The sequence below is a fragment of the Arthrobacter sp. MMS24-S77 genome (assembly GCF_054888235.1).
Genome location: NZ_JBTZRN010000001.1, coordinates 4693880 through 4715259, shown reverse-complemented (window position 1 = coordinate 4715259; position 21380 = coordinate 4693880). Strand labels below are relative to the sequence as shown.

Sequence of the window (21380 nt, the reverse complement as noted above, 5' to 3'; positions counted from 1 at the left end):
CACTGGATCAATAGCCGGTGCCGGTCAAGCGACGTAGGCTAACAACAAACGAGCATGTTGATCGGGAGGTAGTTGTGAAGAAATCGGACCGGATTGCCCGCGAACTTGAACACACCGTTGTGAATGGTGTCGAGAATGCCAAGGACTGGGCGACGCCGCGCGTCGAGGCAGCCGTGAACTGGGCGGTTCCCCGTATCCAGCACGGCATCGACACCGCTTCGCCCAAGCTTCAAGAAGGCCTGAAATCGGCAGCGCACAACCTCGCCGACGGCGTTGCGACCGTCACGCCGAAGCTCCAGGAAGGCTTGGCGAACCTCGCGCCACGGATCCACGACGCCGTCGAGGACGCCTCGCCGAAGATCCAGGAAGCACTCAACAAGGCCACCCCGGCACTCGGCCACGCCCGGGACAAAGTTGTCGAGGAGTATCTGCCCAAGCTCTCCGAGCAGCTCGGTCAAGCCTCCGAAGTTGTCCACCATGTCCTCGAGAATGCACCCGCGCAGGTGGATGCCGTCGCCCAGAAGCTTGTCGACTCCGGTGTCGTGCACAATCTCCAGGAGCAAGCCCAGGCCACCAAGTCCCAGCTGAAGGCTGCAGCCGAGGAAGCCTCAAAGGCAGTCTCGAACGAACTCGCCAAGACCAAGAAGCCCAAGAAGCGCGGACTCTTGATCTTCACGGTTCTGGCAGCAGCGGCGGCAGCCGGCGTTGCCGCATGGAAGGCCAGCCGCCCCGTGGAGGACCCGTGGAAGACCCCGGCCCCCGTGACCCCTTCACCGGTTCCGGCCGCCGCGGCAGCAGAGAAGGTAGCTGAGAAGGTCAACGAAGCCGCTGCCGAGGTAGCTGACAAGGCCGAAACTGCAAGCGAAAAGGCAAAGGACGCCGTCGAGGACGCCAAGGATGCCGCTGCGAAGGTGGCAACCGACGCCAAGACCGCGGTGAAGAACATCGCCGCCAGCCTGCACAAGGACGACGCAGGCAAGCACGAGGCAGCCGCGGACGAAGCGGGCAAGCACGACGCCTAGGCGAAAGCCACACGTTGAAGGGATTCCGGTTCGCCGGGGTCCCTTCAATTGTTTGGCCACATGTCACCGTAGGCTTCCTCGACGGACACCGGCCTGATGCTAGATTTATGGGGATGCTAGCCGATAGAACTTCCGCAGATGCAGCCAGTAACGCAGTCGTCGCGCCCGTGAAGCCGAGCGTTTCAATCGTCATCCCGGCGTACAACGAAGAAAGCGTCATCCGGCAATGCCTCATCGCGGCCGTTTACCAGTCGGTGCCTGCGGACGAGATCATCGTCGTGGACAACATGTCCAAGGACCGCACTGCCCAGATCGTCCAGCAGATGCAACAGGAATACCCGGAGAGTCCCATCATCCTGCTGAGCCAGGACAGGTCACAAGGACTCATCCCCACCCGCAACTTCGGCCTCAATAGCGCCACATCTGAGATCCTGGGCCGGATCGATGCCGACTCGGTCCTGGAACCGGACTGGGTTGAGCAAGTCCAGAAGGCCTTCGCGGATCCGTCTGCGCAGGCCGCCACGGGTCCCGTGGTCTACTACGACATGCCCATGCGTCGATTCGGGCTCAAGGCCGACGACAAAATGCGCCAGCTCATGCTTCGGCTTGCGAAGCACCAGTACCACTTCCTTTTTGGCTCCAACATGGCGCTACGCCGCTCCGCGTGGGAAACCATCCGTGACGAGACCTGCCTGGACGAGAAGGACGAGATGCATGAGGACATTGATCTTTCCCTGCACCTTGCCGACCACGACCTCAGGGTGCAGTACTGGCCGCAGATGGTCTCCGGCATGTCTGCCCGCAGGCTCGAGGATTCACCGCGCGACTACCGCTATTACGTGACCCGCTTCGACCGCACCTACAAGGCCCACAACGTCAAGAAGATGGCGCTGAAGGCCCCCATGGTGGTGTTCTTCTCGGTCTATTTCCCTGCCAAGTTACTCCGGGCCATTCACACAGCCAACACGAGCCAGGGCGCACGCCGCGGCGGCCAGTAGCCTCGCGCTCGGTAACCTGCCCCGTCAGTCGGTACCTGGCTCAGTCGGTACCGAGCTCTGCAATCTTGCCTTCGGGTCCGGCCTTGCCGCGGCGCTGACCGGCCACGACGACGGCGAGTCCGGCCAGGATCAAGGCCAGCCCCGCATAGGTCCCGGCCGGCAGGGTCTCGTGCAGGAAGATCCCGGCCAGGAGGGCTGCGCCGGGAATCTCCAGCAGGATGATCATCGAGACCAGCAGTGGGCTCATCGTGGCCAGAAGGTGGTTGAAGGCGGTGTGGCCCACCAGTTGCGCGCACACGGTGATGACCACAATCCCCAGCCAGCCGCCGGCGTCGAACCCTACAAGGGGCTGGCCGCCCAAGAGTGCCAGTACCGCAACAATGGCCGCGCAGATCCCATAGCAAAGCGTTGTGTAGGTCCCGGTCCCCATGCTCTGGCGCGCCTTGCCTCCGGCCAAGGTGTAAAGGCCGGCCAGTGCACCTCCGGCGAGGGCCAGGACGTCACCAAGGAAGGCTTTCGGCGAAGATCCCATATCGAAGCCCGTGATGGCTGCGACGCCGCCCAGCGCGATGCCCAGGCCCACCAAGACCGGCCAGCGGTGCCGAGTGCCGCGAAGGAGCTGGAAAACAGCGATCCACGCCGACTGCAGGCACACCAAGGCGGTAGCGGCAGCAACGGACGTCAACTGAAGGGCGGTGATGAAGCAGGCGAAGTGGAAGGCCAGCGCGACTGCCGCCACAGCGGACCAGGTGAACTCGTAACGCGTGATCTTCCGGAACTGTCGCGGTTCGCGGATCAGGACCGGAGACGCCATGACGACGGCGGCGATCGCGTTGCGCCAGAAGGCTATAGCCAGTGCCGTGACCGACGTGGCACCCAGCGTTCCTGCGATAAGGGGTCCGGATGATGCGACACCGAGCACGCCCAAAGCAGCAACAATGAAGTTCACAGTTCAACCTTAGTGAAGGGGTTAACGCAAAGAGTCCCGGTCATTTCTGACCGGGACTCTTTCTTATGGTGGAGGCACGGGGACTCGAACCCCGAACCCCCTGCTTGCAAAGCAGGTGCGCTACCAATTGCGCCATGCCCCCATAAGAAGCAACCCATCCATACTACCTTAGATCCTTCCATGGTTTTCACCATGTCCGGACCGGGCGTCCTGGCTAGTCAACCGTGTCGGTTGCCTTGCTCCAGACCGTTTTCCGGGCTTCGGATTCCTGCACTTTCTTGTAGAGCAGGACGCCTGCGATCGCAGCTGCAACTATGAGCAACTTCTTCACAAGCACCCCGTTCCGATTCAGTTTCCTGAACCTTTAGCAAAACCTGTGCAGGTTCCGTGGGCGTACCAGGACTTGAACCTGGGACCTCTTCGTTATCAGCGAAGCGCTCTAACCGCCTGAGCTATACGCCCCGATACCTCTTCGGGCCGAGACATGACTTTACAGCACATCCCGGCCCGATCTCAAATCGAGGTATTTTCACCACTGTTTTCCGGCAGTTTCCCCCTCTTTCCGACCATTTGGGCTAGTCGTCCGTGAGGGTCACTCCAATGCCACCTACGAGTGTTGCCGAAATGTTATACAGCACGGCGCTCAGCATGGAGAGGGCGGTCAACAGGACGACATTCACCACGGCAATGATGGTGGCGAAGGAGGCAACCTGCCCGAGCGATGCGACCTTCTTCAGTTCAAAGCCACCGCTTTCCGAACCTGCCAGCGTGCCCAGGAGGCTGTCCACCTGGTTGAAAATGCCAGTGAGGTCCAGAACGGTCCAGAGAACGATTGCGGCGATCACCGTCACGATGCCCAGGGCAACGGACAGCAGGAATGCCATCTTCAGCACCGACCACGGATCAACCTTGCTGACCAGCAGGCGGGCGCGGCGGACCTTTGCCTTCGGTGCCGGCTTCACCAACCCCGGAGTCCCGGCGGCTGGACGCTGCTGGGCCTGAGCGGGACGCTGGCCAGGTGCAGGACGCTGGCCGGGTACGGCGGGACGCTGCTGACCCTGCACGGGACGCTGGCCGGGAACGGCCGGGCGCTGGCCCGGGACCCTTTCCGCACCAGTTCCTGCCGGGCTTGAAGCAGATGCCGCAGGGCGCTGCTGGGGACGGGCCGGTGCGTCTACCCGCGGAGTAGCCGACGGCTGCCGGAATCCTCCAGGGACACCCGTACTCGGCTTGGGATATGAGTCCGAATTGCTCACTCGTTACCTCCGGTGTTGTCTTCGTTCAGCTCGACGCCGGACCCATTTGCGGATCCCGCGGCCGATCCCGATTCGGCCGTTGCGGTCGCCTCATCGGCGCCGCCGTTTGCAGCCAACGTTACGTCATCGGCCGCCTCGGACGGTCCTCCGAGAGGATTTTCGACACTATTGACGGCTGAGCCGTTGTCAGCGCCATCGCCGTGCTCGTCGTCGGATTCCTCGCCATCAAGGCCGCGTTCGCTGTTGCGGGCCACCTCGATGATGCGGTCGTTCTTGTCAGGCTTCGCGAAGATGACGCCCATGGTGTCACGGCCCTTGGCAGGCACACCGGCTACGGCGGAGCGGACAATCTTGCCGCCCTCCATGACCACCAGGACTTCGTCTTCCTCGTTGACGATCAACGCACCGACAAGATCGCCGCGCTCTTCCTGAAGCTTGGCCACCTTGATGCCCAGGCCGCCGCGGCCCTGGAGCCGGTACTCCTCGACGGCGGTGCGCTTGGCGTAGCCGCCTTCGGTCACCACGAACACGAACGAACCGTCCTGGACGACGTCGGCCGCCAGGAGTTCGTCGTCTTCGCGGAACTTCATGCCGGTCACACCCGAGGTGGCGCGACCCATGGGTCGCAGTGCCTCGTCGGTGGCCGTGAAGCGGATCGACTGGCCCTTGCGGGACACCAGCAGGAGATCGTCCGTTTCGGACACGAGCTGCGCCGAGACGAGCTCGTCCTCATCCCGGAGGTTGATGGCGATAACACCGGCGGTGCGGTTGGTGTCATAGTCCTCGAGGCGCGTCTTCTTGACGAGGCCGTTCTTGGTGGCAAGCACCAGGTACGGAGCCTGCTCGTAATCGCGCAAGTCCAGGACCTGGGCGATGTGCTCGTCCGGCTGGAACGCCAACAGGTTTGCCACGTGCTGGCCCTTGGCGTCACGGCCGGCCTCGGCAAGCTCGTACGCCTTGGCCCGGTACACGCGGCCCAGGTTGGTGAAGAACAGCAACCAGTGGTGCGTGGTTGTGACGAAGAAGTGCTCCACGACGTCGTCGCCGCGAAGCTGGGCACCCTTGACGCCCTTGCCGCCTCGCTGCTGCGAACGGTAGTTGTCGCTGCGGGTCCGCTTGACGTATCCGCCGCGGGTGATGGTGACCACCACTTCTTCCTCGGGGATGAGGTCTTCCATGGACATGTCACCGTCGAACCCCATGAGGATATGGGTCCGGCGGTCATCACCGTGCTTGGCCACGATCTCGGCAAGTTCCTGGCTGATGATGTCGCGCTGGCGCTGCTCGGAGGCCAGGATCGAGTTGAATTCCGTGATCATGGCTTCAAGCTCGGCGTGCCTGTCCTGGATCTTTTGCCGTTCCAGCGCTGCAAGGCGGCGGAGCTGCATGTCGAGGATGGCGCGGGCCTGGAGCTCGTCGATCTCCAGGAGACCCATCAGGCCGTCGCGGGCAGCCTCGGTGGTGTTGGAGGCCCGGATGAGTGCAATGACCTCATCCAGCATGTCCAGCGCCTTGAGTAGTGCGCGCAGAATGTGCGCCTCTTCCTCGGCTTTGCGCAGGCGGTAGCGGGTCCGCCGGACGATGACGCTCATCTGGTGGGCCACCCAATGCCGGATGAAGGCGTCCAGGCTCAGGGTGCGGGGTACGCCGTCGACGATCGCCAGCATGTTGGCACCAAAATTGTCCTGCAGCTGGGTGTGCTTGTAGAGGTTGTTGAGCACTACCTTGGCCACGGCATCGCGCTTGAGCACGATCACGAGTCGCTGGCCGGTTCGGCCGGACGTCTCGTCGCGGAGGTCCGCGATGCCTTGGATCTTGCCGTCCTTGACCAGTTCGGCGATCTTGATGGCCAGGTTGTCCGGGTTTGCCTGGTAGGGCAGTTCGGTGACCACCAGGCATGTGCGGCCCTGGAGTTCCTCCACGTTGACCACGGCGCGCATGGTGATGGAGCCGCGGCCCGTCCGGTACGCGTCCTCGATGCCCTTGTGGCCGAGGATGGTTGCACCGGTCGGGAAGTCTGGGCCCTTGATGCGCACGAGCAACGCTTCAAGCAGCTCTTCACGGCTGGCCGTCGGGTTGGCCAGATACCACTGCACACCATCGGCGACTTCGCGGAGGTTGTGCGGCGGGATGTTGGTGGCCATGCCGACGGCGATGCCGGAGGAACCGTTGACCAGCAGGTTCGGGAAACGCGCCGGCAGGATGGTGGGTTCCTGGTTCTTGCCGTCGTAGTTGTCCTGGAAGTCGACGGTTTCCTCGTCGATGTCGCGGACCATCTCCATGGCCAGCTGGGCCATCTTGGTTTCGGTGTATCGCGGAGCCGCGGCGCCGTCGTTGCCCGGGGAACCGAAGTTGCCCTGCCCAAGCGCGAGCGGATAGCGCATCGTCCAGTCCTGGATGAGGCGGACCAAGGCATCGTAGATCGCGGTGTCACCGTGCGGGTGGTACTGACCCATGACCTCGCCCACCACTCGGGCGCATTTGTTGAAGGAGCGGTCCGGGCGGTAACCGCCGTCGAACATCGCGTAGAGCACTCGGCGGTGGACAGGCTTCAGGCCGTCCCGGACGTCCGGAAGCGCACGGCCAACGATCACGGCCATGGCATAGTCCAGGTAGGAACGCTGCATTTCTGTCTGCAGGTCCACCTGGTCCACGCGGTCTGTCAGCACATCGCCCTCAAGTACGGGTTCCGGAATGCCGGCCGACTCGGCGGGAACCTCGGGTGTTTCTTCACTCATAGTTTATGATTTCCGTTTCAGGTATATGTCAGTACTGGAATATTCCTAGGGCTTTTGAAGTCTCTAGATATCCAGGAACCTGACATCCTTGGCGTTCTGCTGAATGAAGTTCCGGCGCGATTCCACGTCCTCACCCATCAGCACGGAGAAGGTCTGGTCCGCCGCCAGGGCATCGTCCATGGTGACTTGCAGGAGCGTGCGGTGGTCCGGGTCCATGGTGGTGTCCCAAAGTTCGGTGTAGTCCATCTCGCCGAGGCCCTTGTAGCGCTGGATGCCGTTGTCCTTCGGGATCCGGCGGCCGGCGGCCTGGCCGGAGACCAGCTTGGCGTCGCGCTCACGGTCGCTATAGACGTAGTCGTGGGGGGCGTTCGACCACTTGATGCGGTACAGCGGCGGTTGGGCCAGGTAGACGTAGCCGTTCTCAATCAGCGGACGCATGTAGCGGAACAGCAGGGTCATCAGCAGCGTGGTGATGTGCTGGCCGTCCACGTCGGCATCGGCCATCAGGACGATCTTGTGGTATCGCAGCTTGGAGATGTCGAAGTCCTCGCCGATCCCGGTGCCAAAGGCCGTGATCATGGACTGGACCTCATTGTTGCCAAGGGCCTTGTCCAGCCGTGCGCGCTCCACGTTCAGGATCTTGCCGCGCAGCGGCAGGATGGCCTGTGTCTCGGGGTTCCGTCCGCGCTTGGCCGAACCGCCGGCGGAGTCACCCTCCACGAGGTAGACCTCGCAGCGCGAGGGGTCCTTTGAAGAGCAGTCGGACAGCTTGCCCGGCATACCGAAGGATTCCAAGGGGCTCTTGCGGCGTGCGTTGTCGCGTGCCTTCCGGGCTGCCATACGGGCCTGGGCAGCCTGGACAGCCTTGCGGATGACGTCGCGGGCCGGGCCGGGGTTTCGTTCCAACCAGTCGCCAAGCTGGTCGGTGACTACCCGCTGGACGAAGCCCTTGACCTCGGAGTTACCCAGTTTGGTCTTGGTCTGGCCCTCGAACTGGGGTTCGGACAACTTCACCGAGATGACGGCCGTGAGGCCTTCGCGGATGTCGTCGCCAGTGAGGTTGTCATCCTTTTCCTTGATGATGGTCTTCTCGCGCGCGTAGCGGTTGATGAGCGACGTCATCGCGGCGCGGAAACCTTCTTCGTGGGTGCCGCCCTCGTGCGTGTTGATGGTGTTGGCGTAAGTGTGGACGCTCTCTGAATAGGCCGTGGTCCACTGCATCGCGACCTCTACGGCGATGTGCCGCTCCGTGTCTTCGGTTTCGAAGGCGATGACGTCCTCGTGGACGACGTCCACCTTCTTGTTCGAGTTCAGGTGCTTCACGTAGTCGAGCAAGCCGTCGTCGTATTGATAAACGACGGTGCGGTGTTCAGCCGCCACTTCGCCATCAGTCGCCACTGCGTCAAGATCCAGGTCATCGTCGCCGGCTCCTGCAACGGGACGCTCGTCCGTGAGGGTGATCCGAAGACCCTTGTTGAGGAAGGCCATCTGCTGGAAGCGCGCGCGGAGGGTTTCGAAATCGAAATCGGTGCTCTCGAAGATAGTGCCGTCAGGGTAGAACGTCTGGGACGTTCCGGTCTGGTCCGTTGCTTCGCCCTGGACGAGTCCACCCTGCGGTTTGCCGCCGTCGGCGAAACTCATCCGCCAAACGTGGCCCTGGCGGCGCACCTCAGTGTCTACCCTGCGCGAAAGCGCGTTGACGACGGAAATACCGACGCCGTGGAGGCCACCGGACACGGCATAGCCACCGCCGCCGAACTTGCCGCCCGCGTGCAGGATAGTCATGACAACTTCGACGGTCGGCTTCTTCTCCGTGGGGTGCATGTCCACCGGGATGCCGCGGCCGTCGTCCACGACCTTGACGCCACCGTCGGCCTGGAGGGTCACTTCAATGTGGCTGCAGTACCCGGCTAGCGCCTCGTCCACCGAGTTGTCCACCACTTCGTACACCAAATGGTGGAGCCCGCGCGGACCCGTGGATCCAATGTACATGCCGGGGCGTTTACGTACCGCTTCGAGACCCTCAAGAACGGTGATGTCGCTCGCACCGTATCCTTTGGCCTCCCCGGGCGTATCAGGCGTGTGGGCGTTTCCCTTCGCGGGCTCTACTGCCAAGGTCTCTGCATTGTCGTTAGCCACAGGCGCTTTCGACTCCTCTGTACTCGATGGTCGCCGGCCGTCACCGCACCAAGGAAGCACGTCCGTCAGGACACACCACAGGGATACGGCAGCCGCCAACAGGGACGTCACTGCTAACGCCGGCTACTTCGTGACTGGCGGATCCGCTTTTACATTGCTGTTTAGCGGAGCCAATCAACGTTCGCCGGCGCCCAGTTGTCTATGCCGATTCTATCGTGACTGAGCGCAGTTCCTTGCAAAACCCGGCCCGAATGCTCACGAATGTACCTGTAGGAGGCCGCTGGCCCCATCTGCAAGCCGTCAAAAGAGCACCCTCTAGGGAGCTATACGGTCCGGGGAGGTTTCTCGCCCCTGTGCGCCGTTCAAGGAAACCGGCTGACGCGGGTGCCTGGGAAGTTACCCGTAGGTATCCCGGGGGCCTCGTCCGTTGACGCTCCGGCCACCCTTTCGCCAGGTAGGTGCGGTTGGCGCGAGCACTTGGATCGACGTCACCACACCATCGCCCAGCTCCCTCCGGAACATCTCCAAGAGGCTGGTACTTAGGAGCCGGAGTTGCGTCGCCCACGCCGTGGAATCACAACGGACGTGGAGCGTGGTGTCGGTAAAGCTCTCAGGGGTGCAGTGCGCGGAAATTTCCGGACCGACGAGGGCGTCCCATTCCGCCATCACGGAACCGACAGCCACCGGAGAAGTCCAACCCCGTTCGGCGACTAGCCTCCCCACGACTTTCCCCAAACCAAGCGGGTCCCGGCCACTGCCGTGGAATTGGCTGAATCCACGGGTATCACGGACGCCTTTCCGTTTCGGAGCGGCACCGGTCCGTGGCGCTGCACGCCGGATTTCGCCGCGTGCAGCGGCCGCTTCGCGCATCCGGTTCAGGGCCGATTGGGCAGCATCAATCTCGTCAGGGTCCCTGCCCGGCTGGCGTCCGCCGGGGCTATCCTTCTCCATCAATGCCTCCGGGCACAACCTTCACGCGCCGCCCCGCCAGTTCCTCGGGGATGTCGGCGTCGACGGCGGCTGTCACCAGCACCTGTTCGGCGCCGGCCACTATTGCTGCCAGCTTACGCCTGCGCTGGACGTCCAGTTCGGCGAACACATCGTCAAGAATGAGGATCGGGGCAGAACCGCCGGTCCGCGTGTCATCGAGCATGACGTAGTACGAGGCGAGGCGCAGGGAAAGGCACATCGACCATGTTTCGCCATGGGAGGCATAGCCCTTGACCGGAGCTTGCCCTAGAACCAATTCGAGTTCGTCGCGGTGCGGTCCAACCAGGGAAATCCCCCGTTCCAGCTCCTTTCGGCGCGAGGCGGCGAAGGCCTGGACATAACGCTCGGTGAGCTGTTCCACGGAAAGCAAGCGGAGATCCTCAACCCCGTCCGAACCTTCGTCAAGGCGTTCGGCGGGACCGCCGTCGTCGTCCAACACGCCTTGGATGGTAGATCGGTAAACCGCGCCGGCTTCCTTGGTGCCATCCGTCAGTTGCGCGTAGGCGTTCTTGAGGTGTGGCTGGAGCCGCTCCACGAGTTCCAGCCGCGCGTGCAGGAGTTCCGCCCCCGCCCGGGCCATGTGCTGGTCCCAGACATCGAGGGTTGCTTCATGGCCCGAGCTGAACTTCCCGGTACGCGCCGATTTCAGGAGGGCGTTGCGTTGTTTGAGCACGCGGTCGTAGTCGCTGCGGGTCGCCGCGTGTACCGGCATGAGGCTGACCAGAAGTTCGTCGAGGAAGCGTCGGCGGTTGGACGGATCACCCTTGACCAAGGCGAGATCCTCGGGAGCGAAAAGCACCATGTGGCAAATGCCCAGGATGTCACGGGCACGCACCGGATTGCCGCGGTTGATCCTGCCACGGTTGGCGCGGCCCGCGTTGATTTCGAGTTCGACGACTGTCGATTGTTCGCCGCGGACAAGCTTCGCCCGGATCAAAGCCCTCTCGGCGCCGAAACGCAAGAGGGGCGCATCCGTACTGACCCGGTGCGAGCTCAGCGTGGCCAGGTATCCAATGGCTTCCATGAGGTTCGTCTTGCCGATGCCATTGGACCCCACCAGGACAGTGACGCCGGGGCCGAGCTTGAGGTCAACCTGCGCGTAGCTGCGGAAATCGGTGAGGGAAAGATGTTCGAGGTACACGCGTACTGCTGGTTGGCCTGGGCCTAGTTGGCCGGACGGGTGGCGTGTCCGCCAAATTGATTGCGCAGCGCCGAAACCATCTTCATGGCCGGTGAGTTGTCCTCGCGGGAGGAGAACCGGGCGAACAGCGCAGCCGTAATGGCCGGCGCGGGGATCGCGTTGGCGATGGCTTCTTCCACCGTCCAGCGTCCCTCGCCGGAATCTTCGACGTAGTCGCCGATGGAGGCCAGGCCCGGGTCTTCATCCAATGCCTTGACCATGAGGTCCAACAGCCACGAACGAACAACCGTGCCCTTTTGCCAGGCGCGGAAAGTGCCGGGAAGGTCTTTGATGATGTCCTTGGCCGCCAGCAGTTCGTAGCCTTCGGCGTACGCCTGCATCAGACCGTATTCAATGCCGTTGTGCACCATCTTGGCGTAATGGCCGGCACCCACCCCGCCCACGTGGACGAAGCTGTCGGCACGATCGCCTTCGGGGCGGAGCGCGTCGAACACCGGCATGGCGAGCTCTATGTCTTCATCGGAGCCGCCCGCCATGAGTCCGTAGCCGTTTTGCAGGCCCCAGACGCCGCCCGAAACACCGCAATCGGCGAAGCGGATGTCCTTGGATGCCAGGAGAGCTGCGTGCTTCTGGTCTTCGGTAAAGCGCGAGTTGCCGCCGTCGATCACCATGTCCCCGGGAGAGAGCTTCTCGCCAAGTTCACTGATCACGGCATCGGTGATGTCTCCGGAAGGAACCATGACCCAGACCAGTCGCGGGGCCGGAAGCGCCGCGATGAGTTCATCGATGGAAGCGACGTCGGCGACGTCGGGGTTGCGGTCAAAGCCAGTGACTTCGATCCCGCCGTTCCGCATGCGTTCGCGCATGTTGAAACCCATTTTTCCAAGGCCGATCAGTCCGATGTGCACGGTGTGAACTCTTTTCTGCGTTGGTGGTTTTGTCGTCCCAACTGACTCGCATTTGTTGTCGTTTTGGGCGTCCAGAACGACATCTGCTGCGAGCTAGTTGGGCAGGCGGACGGGCATCACGAGGTAGCGGTAGTCGCCTTTGTCGTCGCCGTCGGCGTCAGCCTGGGCGGTGATCATGGCCGGCTTGGGCGCTGTGGTGAAGGAGAAACGCACGAACTTGGTTTCGATGACGCTCAGGCCTTCCACCAGATAGTGCGGGTTGAAAGCTACCGTGATGTCTTCGCCGCTGAGCTGGGCTTCCAGTTCCTCGGATGCCTGGGCGTCTTCGCCAGTACCCGCGTCAAGGTTCAGCTGGCCTTGGGTGAACGCCAGGCGGACCGGGGTGTTTCGTTCGGCGACCAAGGACACGCGGCGAACGGCTTCAACAAGCTCCTGCGTCTGGACAGTTGCGTGGATCGGCGTGGAATCCGGGAACAACGAGCGGATCTTGGGGTAGTCACCATCTACGAGCAGGGATGTGGTGGTGCGCCCGCCGCTTTCGAAGCCAATCAGTCGGCTGTCGTCATCGGCGAGGGCGAGGTGGATGTCTCCGCTGCCACCGAGGGTCTTGGCCACTTCGTTGAGGGTCTTGGACTTTACCAAGGCACTCGTGGAAATTCCCGGAGTAACGGGCTTCCACGGCACTTCCCGCATGGCGAGGCGGTAACGGTCCGTGGCGAGGAGGGTGATCATGTCATCCTCGATCTCCATCCGGACTCCAGTGAGGATCGGCAAGGTGTCATCCCTGCTGGCCGCGATGATGACCTGTGAAACGGCCTGGGCGAAGGCGTCGCCGGGCAAGGTTCCGCTGATGGCGGGAAGCGCTGGGAGCGGCGGGTATTCGGATTCCGGCATCGTAGCGAGATGGAAGCTGCTTCGACGGCACGTGAGGGTGACTTTGCTGCCATCGGTTTCGATTTCGACCGGCGCTGATGGCAAGCTGCGGCAAATGTCGGCCAGGAGGCGCCCGGAAACCAGGATCGTTCCCTCGGTGGTGATGTCGGCGGGAATCTCAAGACGGGCAGAGGTCTCGTAGTCAAAGCTCGAGAGGCTCACTGTTCCGGCTTCTGCCTTGAGCAGGAGACCTGAAAGGACCGGGACGGGCGGCCGCGGAGACAACGACCGGGCTGTCCATGTGACGGCTTCTGCCAGGACATCCCGCTCGACTCTGAACTTCACGGAAGGGTGCCGCCTTTCATTGCTGCTGCCAGTGTTCCACCGGAACTCCCCAGGAGCCCCGAAAACCAGCGTCCGAAACCCGAAAGCTGCATGGTCCGCGGTGAGCGAACTACAAAGCAGCGCCAAGGATGGACGCGATGCAGACAGCTTAGCCGGAAGTTCGGGCATTAACCCATCCCCGGGCTGCTGGCTCGCGGTTCAGGCAGCCACGGGCTGCGTCGGTGAGTGGGCGGAAGGAGATTGTTATTTGAGGGAATTCATTTTTTTGGGATTAGTAGTGTTAATAACCCCTGTGGAAACTGTGGATAACCGCTTCTGGACCCGCAGTTCCGGGGTTAAGGCCTGTTCACGATGTGTGGGCGACGCGGGTTTTAAACAGGGTGTGGACGTGGATAACCCCCAGGGCCGTTTTTAACGATCCACAGATGCCTTAAGGGTTTAAGCCCATTAACCGCGCTTGTCCCCTTAAGTATCCACAGGCTTATCCACATGTGCCTGTTAATAAGGTATGTAGTGGCCGCTTACGAATCGCGCTGTTGCTGTTTGATGCGGTTGGTCAGCTCTGTCACCTGGTTGTAGATCACACGGCGCTCGGCCATGAGTTCGCGAATCTTGCGGTCGGCGTGGATGACAGTGGTGTGGTCGCGGCCGCCAAGCTCTTGGCCGATCTTGGGCAGGGACATGTCCGTGAGCTCACGGCACAGGTACATGGCGATCTGCCGGGCGGTCACCAAGGTGCGTGTACGGGACTTGCTGCAGAGCTCTTCCATGCTGAGCTTGAAGTACTCGGCCGTCTGCTTCAGGATCTGGTCAGCCGTGATCTCCTGGGCGCCGTCGTCGGTGATCAAGTCCTTCAGGACCATTTCGGCGAGGGCCACATCCACGGCCTGGCGGTTGAGGCTGGCGAACGCCGTGACGCGGATCAGCGCGCCTTCGAGTTCGCGGATGTTGCTGGAGATTTTGGAAGCGATGTACTCCAGGGCGTCGTCGGGGGCGGACAGCCCCTCGCTCTGCGCCTTTTTGCGGAGGATGGCGATGCGGGTTTCGAGTTCCGGAGGCTGGATATCGGTCAGCAGGCCCCACTCGAAACGGGACTTCATGCGGTCTTCGAAGCCCGCCAGCTGCTTGGGCGGAAGGTCCGAGGTGATGACCACTTGCTTGTTGTTGTTGTGCAAGGCGTTGAAGGTGTGGAAGAACTCTTCGAGCGTCCGGTCCTTGCCTGCCAGGAACTGGATGTCGTCAATCAGCAGCACGTCGACGTTGCGGTAGGTGGTCTTGAAGCTGGCACCTTCGTCGTCGCGGATGGAGTTGATGAAGTCGTTGGTGAACTCCTCGGAATTCACGTAGCGCACCCGGATGCCGCTGTAGAGCCGGCGGGCATAGTGGCCGATCGCGTGCAGCAGGTGCGTCTTGCCCAGCCCGGAATCACCGTAGATGAACAGCGGGTTGTAGGCCTTGGCCGGTGCTTCCGCGACTGCGACCGCAGCAGCATGGGCAAAGCGGTTGGACGAACCGATCACAAAGGTGTCAAAGACGTATTTCGGGTTCAGCCGGCCGAATTCGTGCGAAGTGCTCGGCGGAGTGGGCTGCGGCTTCAGTTCCACGGCCAAGTCGTTCGCGGAAGAGAGTTCGACGGCGGGGGCCGGCTCTTCGTGGATGGGCACCAAGTCTGTGTCGACGTCGATCGCGCACCGGATGTCATCGGAAAAGACACTGCGGAGGGCGTCGTCGAGGGCGTCCTTGACTTGGGTCTGGAGAACTTCGCGGGTCAGCTCATTGGGCACGGCCACCAGGAGGGTGGAGCCGATCAGGCCTTGCGCCTGGGCGAGGATAACGAAACCACGTTGCCGGGGTGTGACGCGATCGTCTTGTTCCAGCAGGCTCAGCACCCGCCGCCAGGAACTTCCGACCGTGTTGGCGTGGTTGGCGTCGTCTACCGTCATCAATTGGTTCCCTCGAGTGCTTGCTTGCCTGGATTGCGGCAGCCGAAAGGTCCAAACCATGAGTGGATTTCGAACCGAATCCACAGGGTTATGCACAGTCCGTGGATAATCGGCTACTGAGCCACTCTAGGGGATGGAAACCCCAGAAGATAGCTGGGAACATGCTTGTGGATAATTACACCGTTGTGGTTCTGAAACGGGCCCTGTGAGCCACTTCATCCACAGGCTGTTGGGTGTACTTAGCCACAGTTGGGGATAGGGGGCAAGGCGGCTCCCGGTTTGACCTGGGGGGTCTTTTTGCCCTAACGTTGTGAAGTCCTATGTGTCCGCTTTTCGACCACCCGCACCTCCGGTAAATCCGGCGTTGGGCGGCGGCGGATACACAAATAAACTTAGCGTCGGCCAGTTCTTCCCCTTTTGATCGGGTGGGCGCACCTTTGATCCACTGGAGTAACTAACGTGAGCAAGCGGACTTTTCAGCCGAATAACCGCCGTCGGGCCAAGAAGCACGGCTTCCGCCTTCGTATGCGCACCCGTGCCGGCCGCGCCATCTTGGCCGCCCGTCGTGGCAAGGGCCGCGTCGAACTGTCGGCCTAAATAACTGACTCGTCGGTCAGTCTTCCAAGCGAGTCACTAGGTGCTAGCCACCCGTAACCGTCTACGGACTTCAACCGACTTTTCAACAACTGTACGTTCCGGCGTCCGCAATGGACGCCGGAACTTAGTGTTATATACGGCACCTATTGGTGTCGAAGAACCGAGCCGCATCGGCTTCATCGTTTCCAAAGCTGTCGGGAACGCTGTGACCAGGAACCTCGTTAAGAGGAGACTGAGAGAAGCAGGTGCTTTGTCTTTGATTAGGCATGGCACGGGTCTTGCTGTTGTTGTCCGGGCGTTGCCCGCAGCTGCGACGGCGAGCTGGGACCAGCTGCTGACGGATTACAACGCCGCCTTGGCGGCAACCACGAAACGGCTCGGCGGATCGTCTCCGCGGGCTGTTTCGCCCACCCAGGGCACCACAACGGAAGGGACACCGCGTGCATGAGCTGAGCTCCGCCGTCGTCCGCTTCTTGAGAGTCTCACCGAGAGTCCTTGGAACATTTCTGTGGGAGCTGCCGCGCAACGTCCTCATCATCTTGCTGAAGACGTATCGCAGGATCATCTCTCCCTTATACGGCCAAGTGTGCCGATTCTTCCCATCCTGCTCGGCTTATGCCCTCGAAGCGGTGACGGTACATGGTGCCGTCAAGGGAAGTTGGCTCGCAGCGCGGCGCCTTGCGCGTTGCCACCCCTGGAACGCCGGCGGCGTGGACCACGTCCCCGCTGGACATCGTCACTGGCCCGAAGGCCAGACGCCCACAATTGTTGTACTGAACAACCCGGACCAGTTCCTGGCTGTGCGGTCTGATGAAGACGGTCGCCGCACAGCGGCCTGAGGAAATAGGGAAAACGTATGGACATCTTTGGAACAATTCTGGCCCCGTTCAAGTGGCTTGTGTCCGCGATTATGCTGGGGTTCCACGACGGCCTGAGCTTCATTGGCCTGCCCGCGGCGAATGGCTGGACCTGGACGCTGTCCATCATCGGCCTGGTGTTGGTGATCCGTGCCGCCCTTATCCCTGTGTTCGTCAAGCAAATCAAGGCACAGCGAGGGATGCAGCTTCTCCAGCCTGATCTGAAGAAGATGCAGGCGAAGTACAAGGGTAAGACCGACCAGCTGTCCCGGCAGGCCATGGCTCAGGAACAGATGGCGCTGTACAAGAAGCACGGCACCAACCCGTTCTCCGCGTGTTTGCCCATGCTGATCCAGATGCCGTTCTTCTTCGCGCTGTTTCAGGTGCTTTCCGGTATCAGTGCTGCCAAGGAAGCTGGCCAGGGCATCGGCGCACTGAGCCACGAGCAAGTGGTCCAGTTCGATCAATCCAGCATCTTCGGAGCGCCCCTGTCCGCGACGCTGCTTCACGGCACGCCTGCGGGCGGCGACGTCGTGGCGGTGTGGGTCCTGTCGATCGTGATGATCCTCGCCATGACGGCTTCGCAGTTCATCACGCAGAAGCAGATCATGGCCAAGAACATGTCCGAAGAGGCCATGGCCAGCCCGTTCATGCGTCAGCAGAAGATGATGCTCTACATCCTGCCGGTTGTCTTCGGTGTGGGCGGCATCAACTTCCCGATTGGCGTGCTCATCTACTGGACCACTACCAACCTGTGGACCATGGGCCAGCAGTTCTTTGTCATCCGCCGCATGCCGACACCGGGATCTCCCGCAGCCAAGGCACTTGCTGAGCGTCGCGCCGCCAAGGGCTTGCCGTCCATCCCGCTCCTGGGCGGTAAGAAGGACGCCGACGTCGCTGCTGCCGAAGTGGCCGCCGTCGAACTCAAGGCACAGCAGCGCATCCAGCCACAACGTAAGAACAGGAAGAAGAAGTAATGTCTGTTGAAAGCACCGAAGAGGCAACGGCCGCTGGGGCCACCGAGGAACTGGCAGAGACTACGGTAGAAACTGCCGCTGAGGACGAGTCCACCGAAAAGGGCTCCTCGGTGAGCCGCCTTGAGGAAGAGGGCGACGTCGCGGCGGACTACCTCGAGGAACTCCTGGACATTGCCGATATCGACGGCGACATCGACATCGAGATCCGCAATGGCCGCACCTACATCTCCATCGCAGCCGAAGACGATTCCGAGGGCCTTGAGGCCCTTGTAGGCCGCGACGGTGAAGTGCTCGAAGCCCTTCAGGAGCTTGCTCGCCTCTCCGTACTGTCTGCAACCGAGAACCGATCGCGCCTCGTGCTGGACATCAACGGTTACCGTAAGGAGCGTGCAGGCGATCTGCAGCAGATTGCCGAAGACGCCGTCGCCAAGGTCAAGGAGACCGGCGCTTCAGTGGCTCTTGAGCCGATGAGCGCCTACGAACGCAAGATTGTGCACGATGCCGTTGCCGACCTCGGCTTTGTTTCAGAGTCCGAGGGTGAAGGTCCTGGCCGCCACATTGTGGTTTCGGCCGACTAACGGATCATGGTTGAAATTACGGCGGCCGAACTGCAGGCGGCAGAGAAGATTTTTGGTGACCGTCTGGGGCTCGCCCAACGGTACGTAGAACATTTGGCGACGTCGGGAACCGAGCGCGGGCTGATCGGCCCGCGTGAAGTTCCCCGCCTGTGGGGCCGGCATGTCCTTAATTGTGCCGTCATCGAGTCGGCCATAGCCCATGGAAGCCATGTTGCGGATGTTGGTTCAGGCGCCGGCCTTCCCGGCTTGTGCTTGGCAATTGCACGTCCCGACCTTGAACTCACGCTGATCGAACCCCTGGAACGCCGGGTTATCTGGCTCCAGGAAGTAGTGGATGATCTCGGGCTGGACAACGTCACCGTCATGCGCACCCGGGCTGAGCTCGCGGTGGGAATGGTCAACGCTGACGTCGTCACTGCGAGGGCAGTCTCTGCTTTGTCCAAACTGGCTGGCCTCACCATTCCCTTGCTCAACGGCAAGGGTGAAGTGGTCGCCATCAAGGGCCGCAGCGCAGCCGAAGAGATTGAGCAAGCAGCAAAGGTTATCCGCAAGCTCGGGGGCGTGGAAACATCCGTTGTGGTTTGCGGACAGGGACTTTTGGAGGAACCCACCACAGTGGTGAGGATCGTCGTCAACAAACAGCGGAAGATCGCTTAGCTTCGGCGCTGTGTCCCGCGTGTCCGCAGCTGAGCGGTTAAGCTAGAGAACGGCAGCTAGAGCCGAATGAGAGTGAGAGTGTGACAGTGGGCAGTAGCGAAACCTCCACGCAGCGGATCCCGCCGTTTATTTCCCTGGGGTCCGCGCGGGCAATGGCTGCGCCCTCGGCGTCGTTCGAATCTGCGCTGATGCGTACGAATTTGGTTGCAAATGCCGCTGTTTCACGTGAAACCTTGATTGTCGGAAGCGACAATGTCATGGACTCCATTGATGACTCCAGCCCCATTGCGCGCCAGCTCGCCAATGAGACCCGACGCCGGGAACGGCTGGTGGGACGCGAGCTTCCCAAGCCGGAGAAGACCCGTATTTTCACCGTGTCCAATCAAAAGGGTGGGGTGGGAAAGACCACCACCACGGTCAACATCGCAGCCGCCCTGGCTTCCGCTGGACTCAATGTCCTGGTGATCGACATAGACCCGCAGGGCAACGCGTCCACAGCTCTTGGTATTGAACACCACGCCGATGTCGACAGCATTTACGATGTGCTGATCAATGACCTGCCGCTCCGTGACGTTGTGGCTCCTTGCCCCGACATTCCCAATCTCATCTGCGCGCCGGCCACGATTCACCTGGCCGGCGCCGAAATTGAGCTGGTCTCCTTGGTTGCTCGGGAACAGCGCCTGCGCCGTGCAATCGATGTGTATTCGAAGGAACGCGCGAAGAACGGTGAAGCCCGCCTGGACTTCATCTTCATCGATTGCCCGCCGAGCCTGGGCCTGCTGACCGTCAACGCCTTCTGCGCGGCCAGCGAGGTCCTCATTCCCATCCAGTGCGAGTACTACGCCTTGGAAGGCCTCAGTCAACTCCTTAAAACATCGAAATGATCCAGAAGCACCTCAATGCTGATCTGGTCGTTTCCACCATTCTGCTGACGATGTACGACGGCCGTACCAACCTGGCCGCGCAGGTGGCGTCGGAAGTTCGCCAGCACTTCCCTGAGCAGGTTCTCGGCGCCGTGGTTCCACGCTCTGTGCGCATCTCAGAGGCCCCGAGCTACCAACAGACGGTGATGACTTACGATCCGTCATCCAGCGGCGCGTTGTCCTACATGGAAGCCGCCGCGGAAATCGCCGAGCGCTAGACTTTCTGAATCACTGCAACATCCTTGGCGGGCTCCATTCTTGCCATTCCACCGGAGGGACATACTAATGAGCGAAAAGCGACGAGGCCTGGGTAGAGGTCTTGGGGCTCTCATTCCCAGCTCCGCTTCGGCCGGTGCATCGGGCAATGGCGTTCCGGCATCGCGTCCGGTAGATCTCTTCTTTCCCGAGGCGCGTAAGGCACCGGAGACGGTGGATACTCCGGAGGTGCTTGACACCGAGGTAGCGAAGAGCTCCCCATCGCGAGGATCTTCGACTAAGGGTTCGACGGCGGCAAAGACTCCCGCGGCGAAGTCGCCGTCTGCGGAGGCCCCCGCGAGATCGAAGCCAGCCACAGCGAAGGCAGCTACTGCGGACGCTACGGAAGATTCTATTTCTGACACTGTTCCAGTGAATGCGCCCGAGGTTGAGCTGGTCGAGGTTCCAGGTGCGCGTTTCGCCGAAATTCCCGTTGGTGACATCCACCCCAACCGCAAACAGCCGCGCAGCGTCTTCGATGAAGACGACATGGCGGAGCTGGTTCACTCCGTCAAGGAAATCGGCGTCCTCCAGCCAATTGTTGTACGTACTTCAACCGAAAAGGGTGGAGAACCGTATGAACTTGTGATGGGTGAGAGACGCTGGAGGGCAGTTCAGGCCGCCGGCCTCGAAACTATCCCGGCGATCGTCCGTGACACCAATGACGATGACCTCCTGCGCGATGCTCTGTTGGAGAACCTCCACCGCAGCCAACTGAATCCCTTGGAAGAAGCAGCTGCATATCAGCAGCTGCTTGAGGATTTCGGTACCACCCACGAGCAGTTGGCTGATCGCATTGGACGCTCGCGTCCGCAGGTGTCCAACACGCTTCGTCTTCTCAAGCTTCCTCCTCTGGTCCAACGGCGTGTTGCCGCTAGCGTGCTGTCGGCTGGTCATGCGCGCGCATTGCTCGCGCTGCCGGACGCCGCTGCGATGGAGCGCCTTGCTCAGAAGATCGTCGCCGAAGGAATGTCCGTGCGGGCCACCGAGGAGGCCGTGGCGCTGTACCAGGATCCTACGGTGCCGCCTAAGAACAGCATCCCGCGCCCTAACGCACGCCACGAGCGCCTGGATTATCTTGCTTCGTCTCTCTCTGATCGTTTGGACACCAACGTGAAAATCACGTTGGGAGCCCGCAAGGGACGAGTCAGCATCGAGTTTGCAAGTGTCGAGGACCTCAATCGCATCATGGATGTGTTGTCGCCCGACGCCGAAGGCTAGTCTGTCCGATCTC

Annotated in this window: 19 protein-coding genes, 2 tRNA genes and 1 pseudogene; 10 read left to right on the top strand and 12 right to left on the bottom strand. The window is 61.6% G+C overall.

From position 1 onward, the window contains the following. Positions 1 to 74: 74 nt before the first annotated feature. Positions 75 to 1022 carry a hypothetical protein gene (locus ACX5I4_RS21800; protein ID WP_461838521.1) on the top strand — a complete coding sequence of 316 codons (948 nt, stop codon included), beginning with the start codon at positions 75 to 77 and terminating at the stop codon, positions 1020 to 1022. A gap of 113 nt (positions 1023 to 1135) precedes the next feature. Then, entirely contained in the window at positions 1136 to 2020 is an 885-nt protein-coding gene (locus ACX5I4_RS21795; RefSeq protein ID WP_461838520.1) for a glycosyltransferase family 2 protein, read from the top strand. 40 nt (positions 2021 to 2060) lie between these two features. On the opposite strand, the gene ACX5I4_RS21790 is transcribed toward ACX5I4_RS21795, so the two are convergent. From ACX5I4_RS21790 to dnaA, 12 genes are all read right to left on the bottom strand, one after another. After that, positions 2061 to 2969 (bottom strand): DMT family transporter, encoded by a 909-nt coding sequence (locus ACX5I4_RS21790; RefSeq protein WP_461838519.1) that lies wholly within the window; start codon positions 2967 to 2969, stop codon positions 2061 to 2063. A gap of 66 nt (positions 2970 to 3035) precedes the next feature. Beyond that, a tRNA-Ala gene (locus ACX5I4_RS21785) sits at positions 3036 to 3111 on the bottom strand. Between the two features lie 72 nt (positions 3112 to 3183). After that, positions 3184 to 3300, bottom strand: coding sequence for a DLW-39 family protein (locus tag ACX5I4_RS21780; protein ID WP_311770615.1), 117 nt, complete (start codon positions 3298 to 3300; stop codon positions 3184 to 3186). A gap of 57 nt (positions 3301 to 3357) precedes the next feature. Then, a tRNA-Ile gene (locus ACX5I4_RS21775) sits at positions 3358 to 3431 on the bottom strand. Positions 3432 to 3544: 113 nt separating this feature from the next. Continuing rightward, on the bottom strand, positions 3545 to 4225 hold the full coding sequence (locus ACX5I4_RS21770; RefSeq protein ID WP_461838518.1) for a DUF3566 domain-containing protein: 681 nt from the start codon (positions 4223 to 4225) through the stop codon (positions 3545 to 3547). Beyond that, positions 4222 to 6963 carry a DNA gyrase subunit A gene (gyrA, locus tag ACX5I4_RS21765; protein WP_461838517.1) on the bottom strand — a complete coding sequence of 914 codons (2742 nt, stop codon included), beginning with the start codon at positions 6961 to 6963 and terminating at the stop codon, positions 4222 to 4224. Before gyrA ends, ACX5I4_RS21770 begins: the two co-directional genes overlap by 4 nt. A 63-nt stretch (positions 6964 to 7026) precedes the next feature. After that, complete coding sequence (gene gyrB, locus ACX5I4_RS21760; RefSeq protein WP_461838516.1) at positions 7027 to 9102, bottom strand: DNA topoisomerase (ATP-hydrolyzing) subunit B; 2076 nt, start codon at positions 9100 to 9102, stop codon at positions 7027 to 7029. 396 nt (positions 9103 to 9498) lie between these two features. Next, positions 9499 to 10053, bottom strand: coding sequence for a DciA family protein (locus ACX5I4_RS21755; protein ID WP_461838515.1), 555 nt, complete (start codon positions 10051 to 10053; stop codon positions 9499 to 9501). After that, positions 10040 to 11233 (bottom strand): DNA replication/repair protein RecF, encoded by a 1194-nt coding sequence (gene recF, locus ACX5I4_RS21750; protein ID WP_461838514.1) that lies wholly within the window; start codon positions 11231 to 11233, stop codon positions 10040 to 10042. The genes ACX5I4_RS21755 and recF overlap by 14 nt, the downstream gene beginning before the upstream one ends. 23 nt (positions 11234 to 11256) lie before the next feature. Continuing rightward, the gene (gnd, locus tag ACX5I4_RS21745; protein WP_461838513.1) at positions 11257 to 12141 is read right to left on the bottom strand and encodes a phosphogluconate dehydrogenase (NAD(+)-dependent, decarboxylating); all 885 of its coding nucleotides are present in this window, start codon (positions 12139 to 12141) and stop codon (positions 11257 to 11259) included. A gap of 93 nt (positions 12142 to 12234) precedes the next feature. Then, positions 12235 to 13359: a DNA polymerase III subunit beta gene (gene dnaN / locus ACX5I4_RS21740; RefSeq protein ID WP_461838512.1), complete on the bottom strand. Its 1125-nt coding sequence runs from the start codon at positions 13357 to 13359 to the stop codon at positions 12235 to 12237. Positions 13360 to 13880: 521 nt separating this feature from the next. Then, on the bottom strand, positions 13881 to 15302 hold the full coding sequence (gene dnaA / locus ACX5I4_RS21735) for a chromosomal replication initiator protein DnaA (protein WP_461838511.1): 1422 nt from the start codon (positions 15300 to 15302) through the stop codon (positions 13881 to 13883). A 459-nt stretch (positions 15303 to 15761) separates the two neighbouring features. Between dnaA and rpmH the strand changes: the two genes are divergently transcribed. The 8 genes and pseudogenes from rpmH to ACX5I4_RS21695 all read left to right on the top strand — a co-directional run bounded on the left by rpmH (position 15762) and on the right by ACX5I4_RS21695 (position 21367). Next, positions 15762 to 15899, top strand: a complete 138-nt coding sequence (gene rpmH / locus ACX5I4_RS21730) for a 50S ribosomal protein L34 (RefSeq protein WP_011776797.1) — start codon at positions 15762 to 15764, stop codon at positions 15897 to 15899. A gap of 40 nt (positions 15900 to 15939) precedes the next feature. After that, the gene (gene rnpA / locus ACX5I4_RS21725) at positions 15940 to 16347 is read left to right on the top strand and encodes a ribonuclease P protein component (protein ID WP_461838510.1); all 408 of its coding nucleotides are present in this window, start codon (positions 15940 to 15942) and stop codon (positions 16345 to 16347) included. Further along, positions 16340 to 16738, top strand: coding sequence for a membrane protein insertion efficiency factor YidD (yidD, locus tag ACX5I4_RS21720; protein ID WP_461838509.1), 399 nt, complete (start codon positions 16340 to 16342; stop codon positions 16736 to 16738). The genes rnpA and yidD overlap by 8 nt, the downstream gene beginning before the upstream one ends. Positions 16739 to 16755: 17 nt before the next feature. Next, on the top strand, positions 16756 to 17733 hold the full coding sequence (gene yidC, locus ACX5I4_RS21715; protein ID WP_461838508.1) for a membrane protein insertase YidC: 978 nt from the start codon (positions 16756 to 16758) through the stop codon (positions 17731 to 17733). Continuing rightward, a complete protein-coding gene (locus tag ACX5I4_RS21710; RefSeq protein WP_461838507.1) occupies positions 17733 to 18311 on the top strand; it encodes a Jag family protein in 579 nt (192 codons plus the stop codon). Before yidC ends, ACX5I4_RS21710 begins: the two co-directional genes overlap by 1 nt. 6 nt (positions 18312 to 18317) lie before the next feature. Further along, on the top strand, positions 18318 to 18968 hold the full coding sequence (gene rsmG / locus ACX5I4_RS21705; protein WP_461838506.1) for a 16S rRNA (guanine(527)-N(7))-methyltransferase RsmG: 651 nt from the start codon (positions 18318 to 18320) through the stop codon (positions 18966 to 18968). A gap of 86 nt (positions 18969 to 19054) precedes the next feature. Beyond that, a pseudogene (locus tag ACX5I4_RS21700) lies at positions 19055 to 20109 on the top strand (ParA family protein). A gap of 67 nt (positions 20110 to 20176) precedes the next feature. Next, entirely contained in the window at positions 20177 to 21367 is a 1191-nt protein-coding gene (locus tag ACX5I4_RS21695; protein WP_461838505.1) for a ParB/RepB/Spo0J family partition protein, read from the top strand. Positions 21368 to 21380 lie beyond the last annotated feature (13 nt).

Coding starts and splice junctions, on each gene's coding strand:
- ACX5I4_RS21710 (WP_461838507.1), top strand. CDS start 17,733: ATGTCTGTTGAAAGCACCGAAGAGGCAACGGCCGCTGGGGCCACCGAG.
- ACX5I4_RS21795 (WP_461838520.1), top strand. CDS start 1,136: ATGCTAGCCGATAGAACTTCCGCAGATGCAGCCAGTAACGCAGTCGTC.
- dnaA (WP_461838511.1), bottom strand. CDS start 15,302: ATGACGGTAGACGACGCCAACCACGCCAACACGGTCGGAAGTTCCTGG.
- yidC (WP_461838508.1), top strand. CDS start 16,756: ATGGACATCTTTGGAACAATTCTGGCCCCGTTCAAGTGGCTTGTGTCC.
- ACX5I4_RS21695 (WP_461838505.1), top strand. CDS start 20,177: ATGAGCGAAAAGCGACGAGGCCTGGGTAGAGGTCTTGGGGCTCTCATT.
- gyrA (WP_461838517.1), bottom strand. CDS start 6,963: ATGAGTGAAGAAACACCCGAGGTTCCCGCCGAGTCGGCCGGCATTCCG.
- ACX5I4_RS21755 (WP_461838515.1), bottom strand. CDS start 10,053: ATGGAGAAGGATAGCCCCGGCGGACGCCAGCCGGGCAGGGACCCTGAC.
- rsmG (WP_461838506.1), top strand. CDS start 18,318: ATGGTTGAAATTACGGCGGCCGAACTGCAGGCGGCAGAGAAGATTTTT.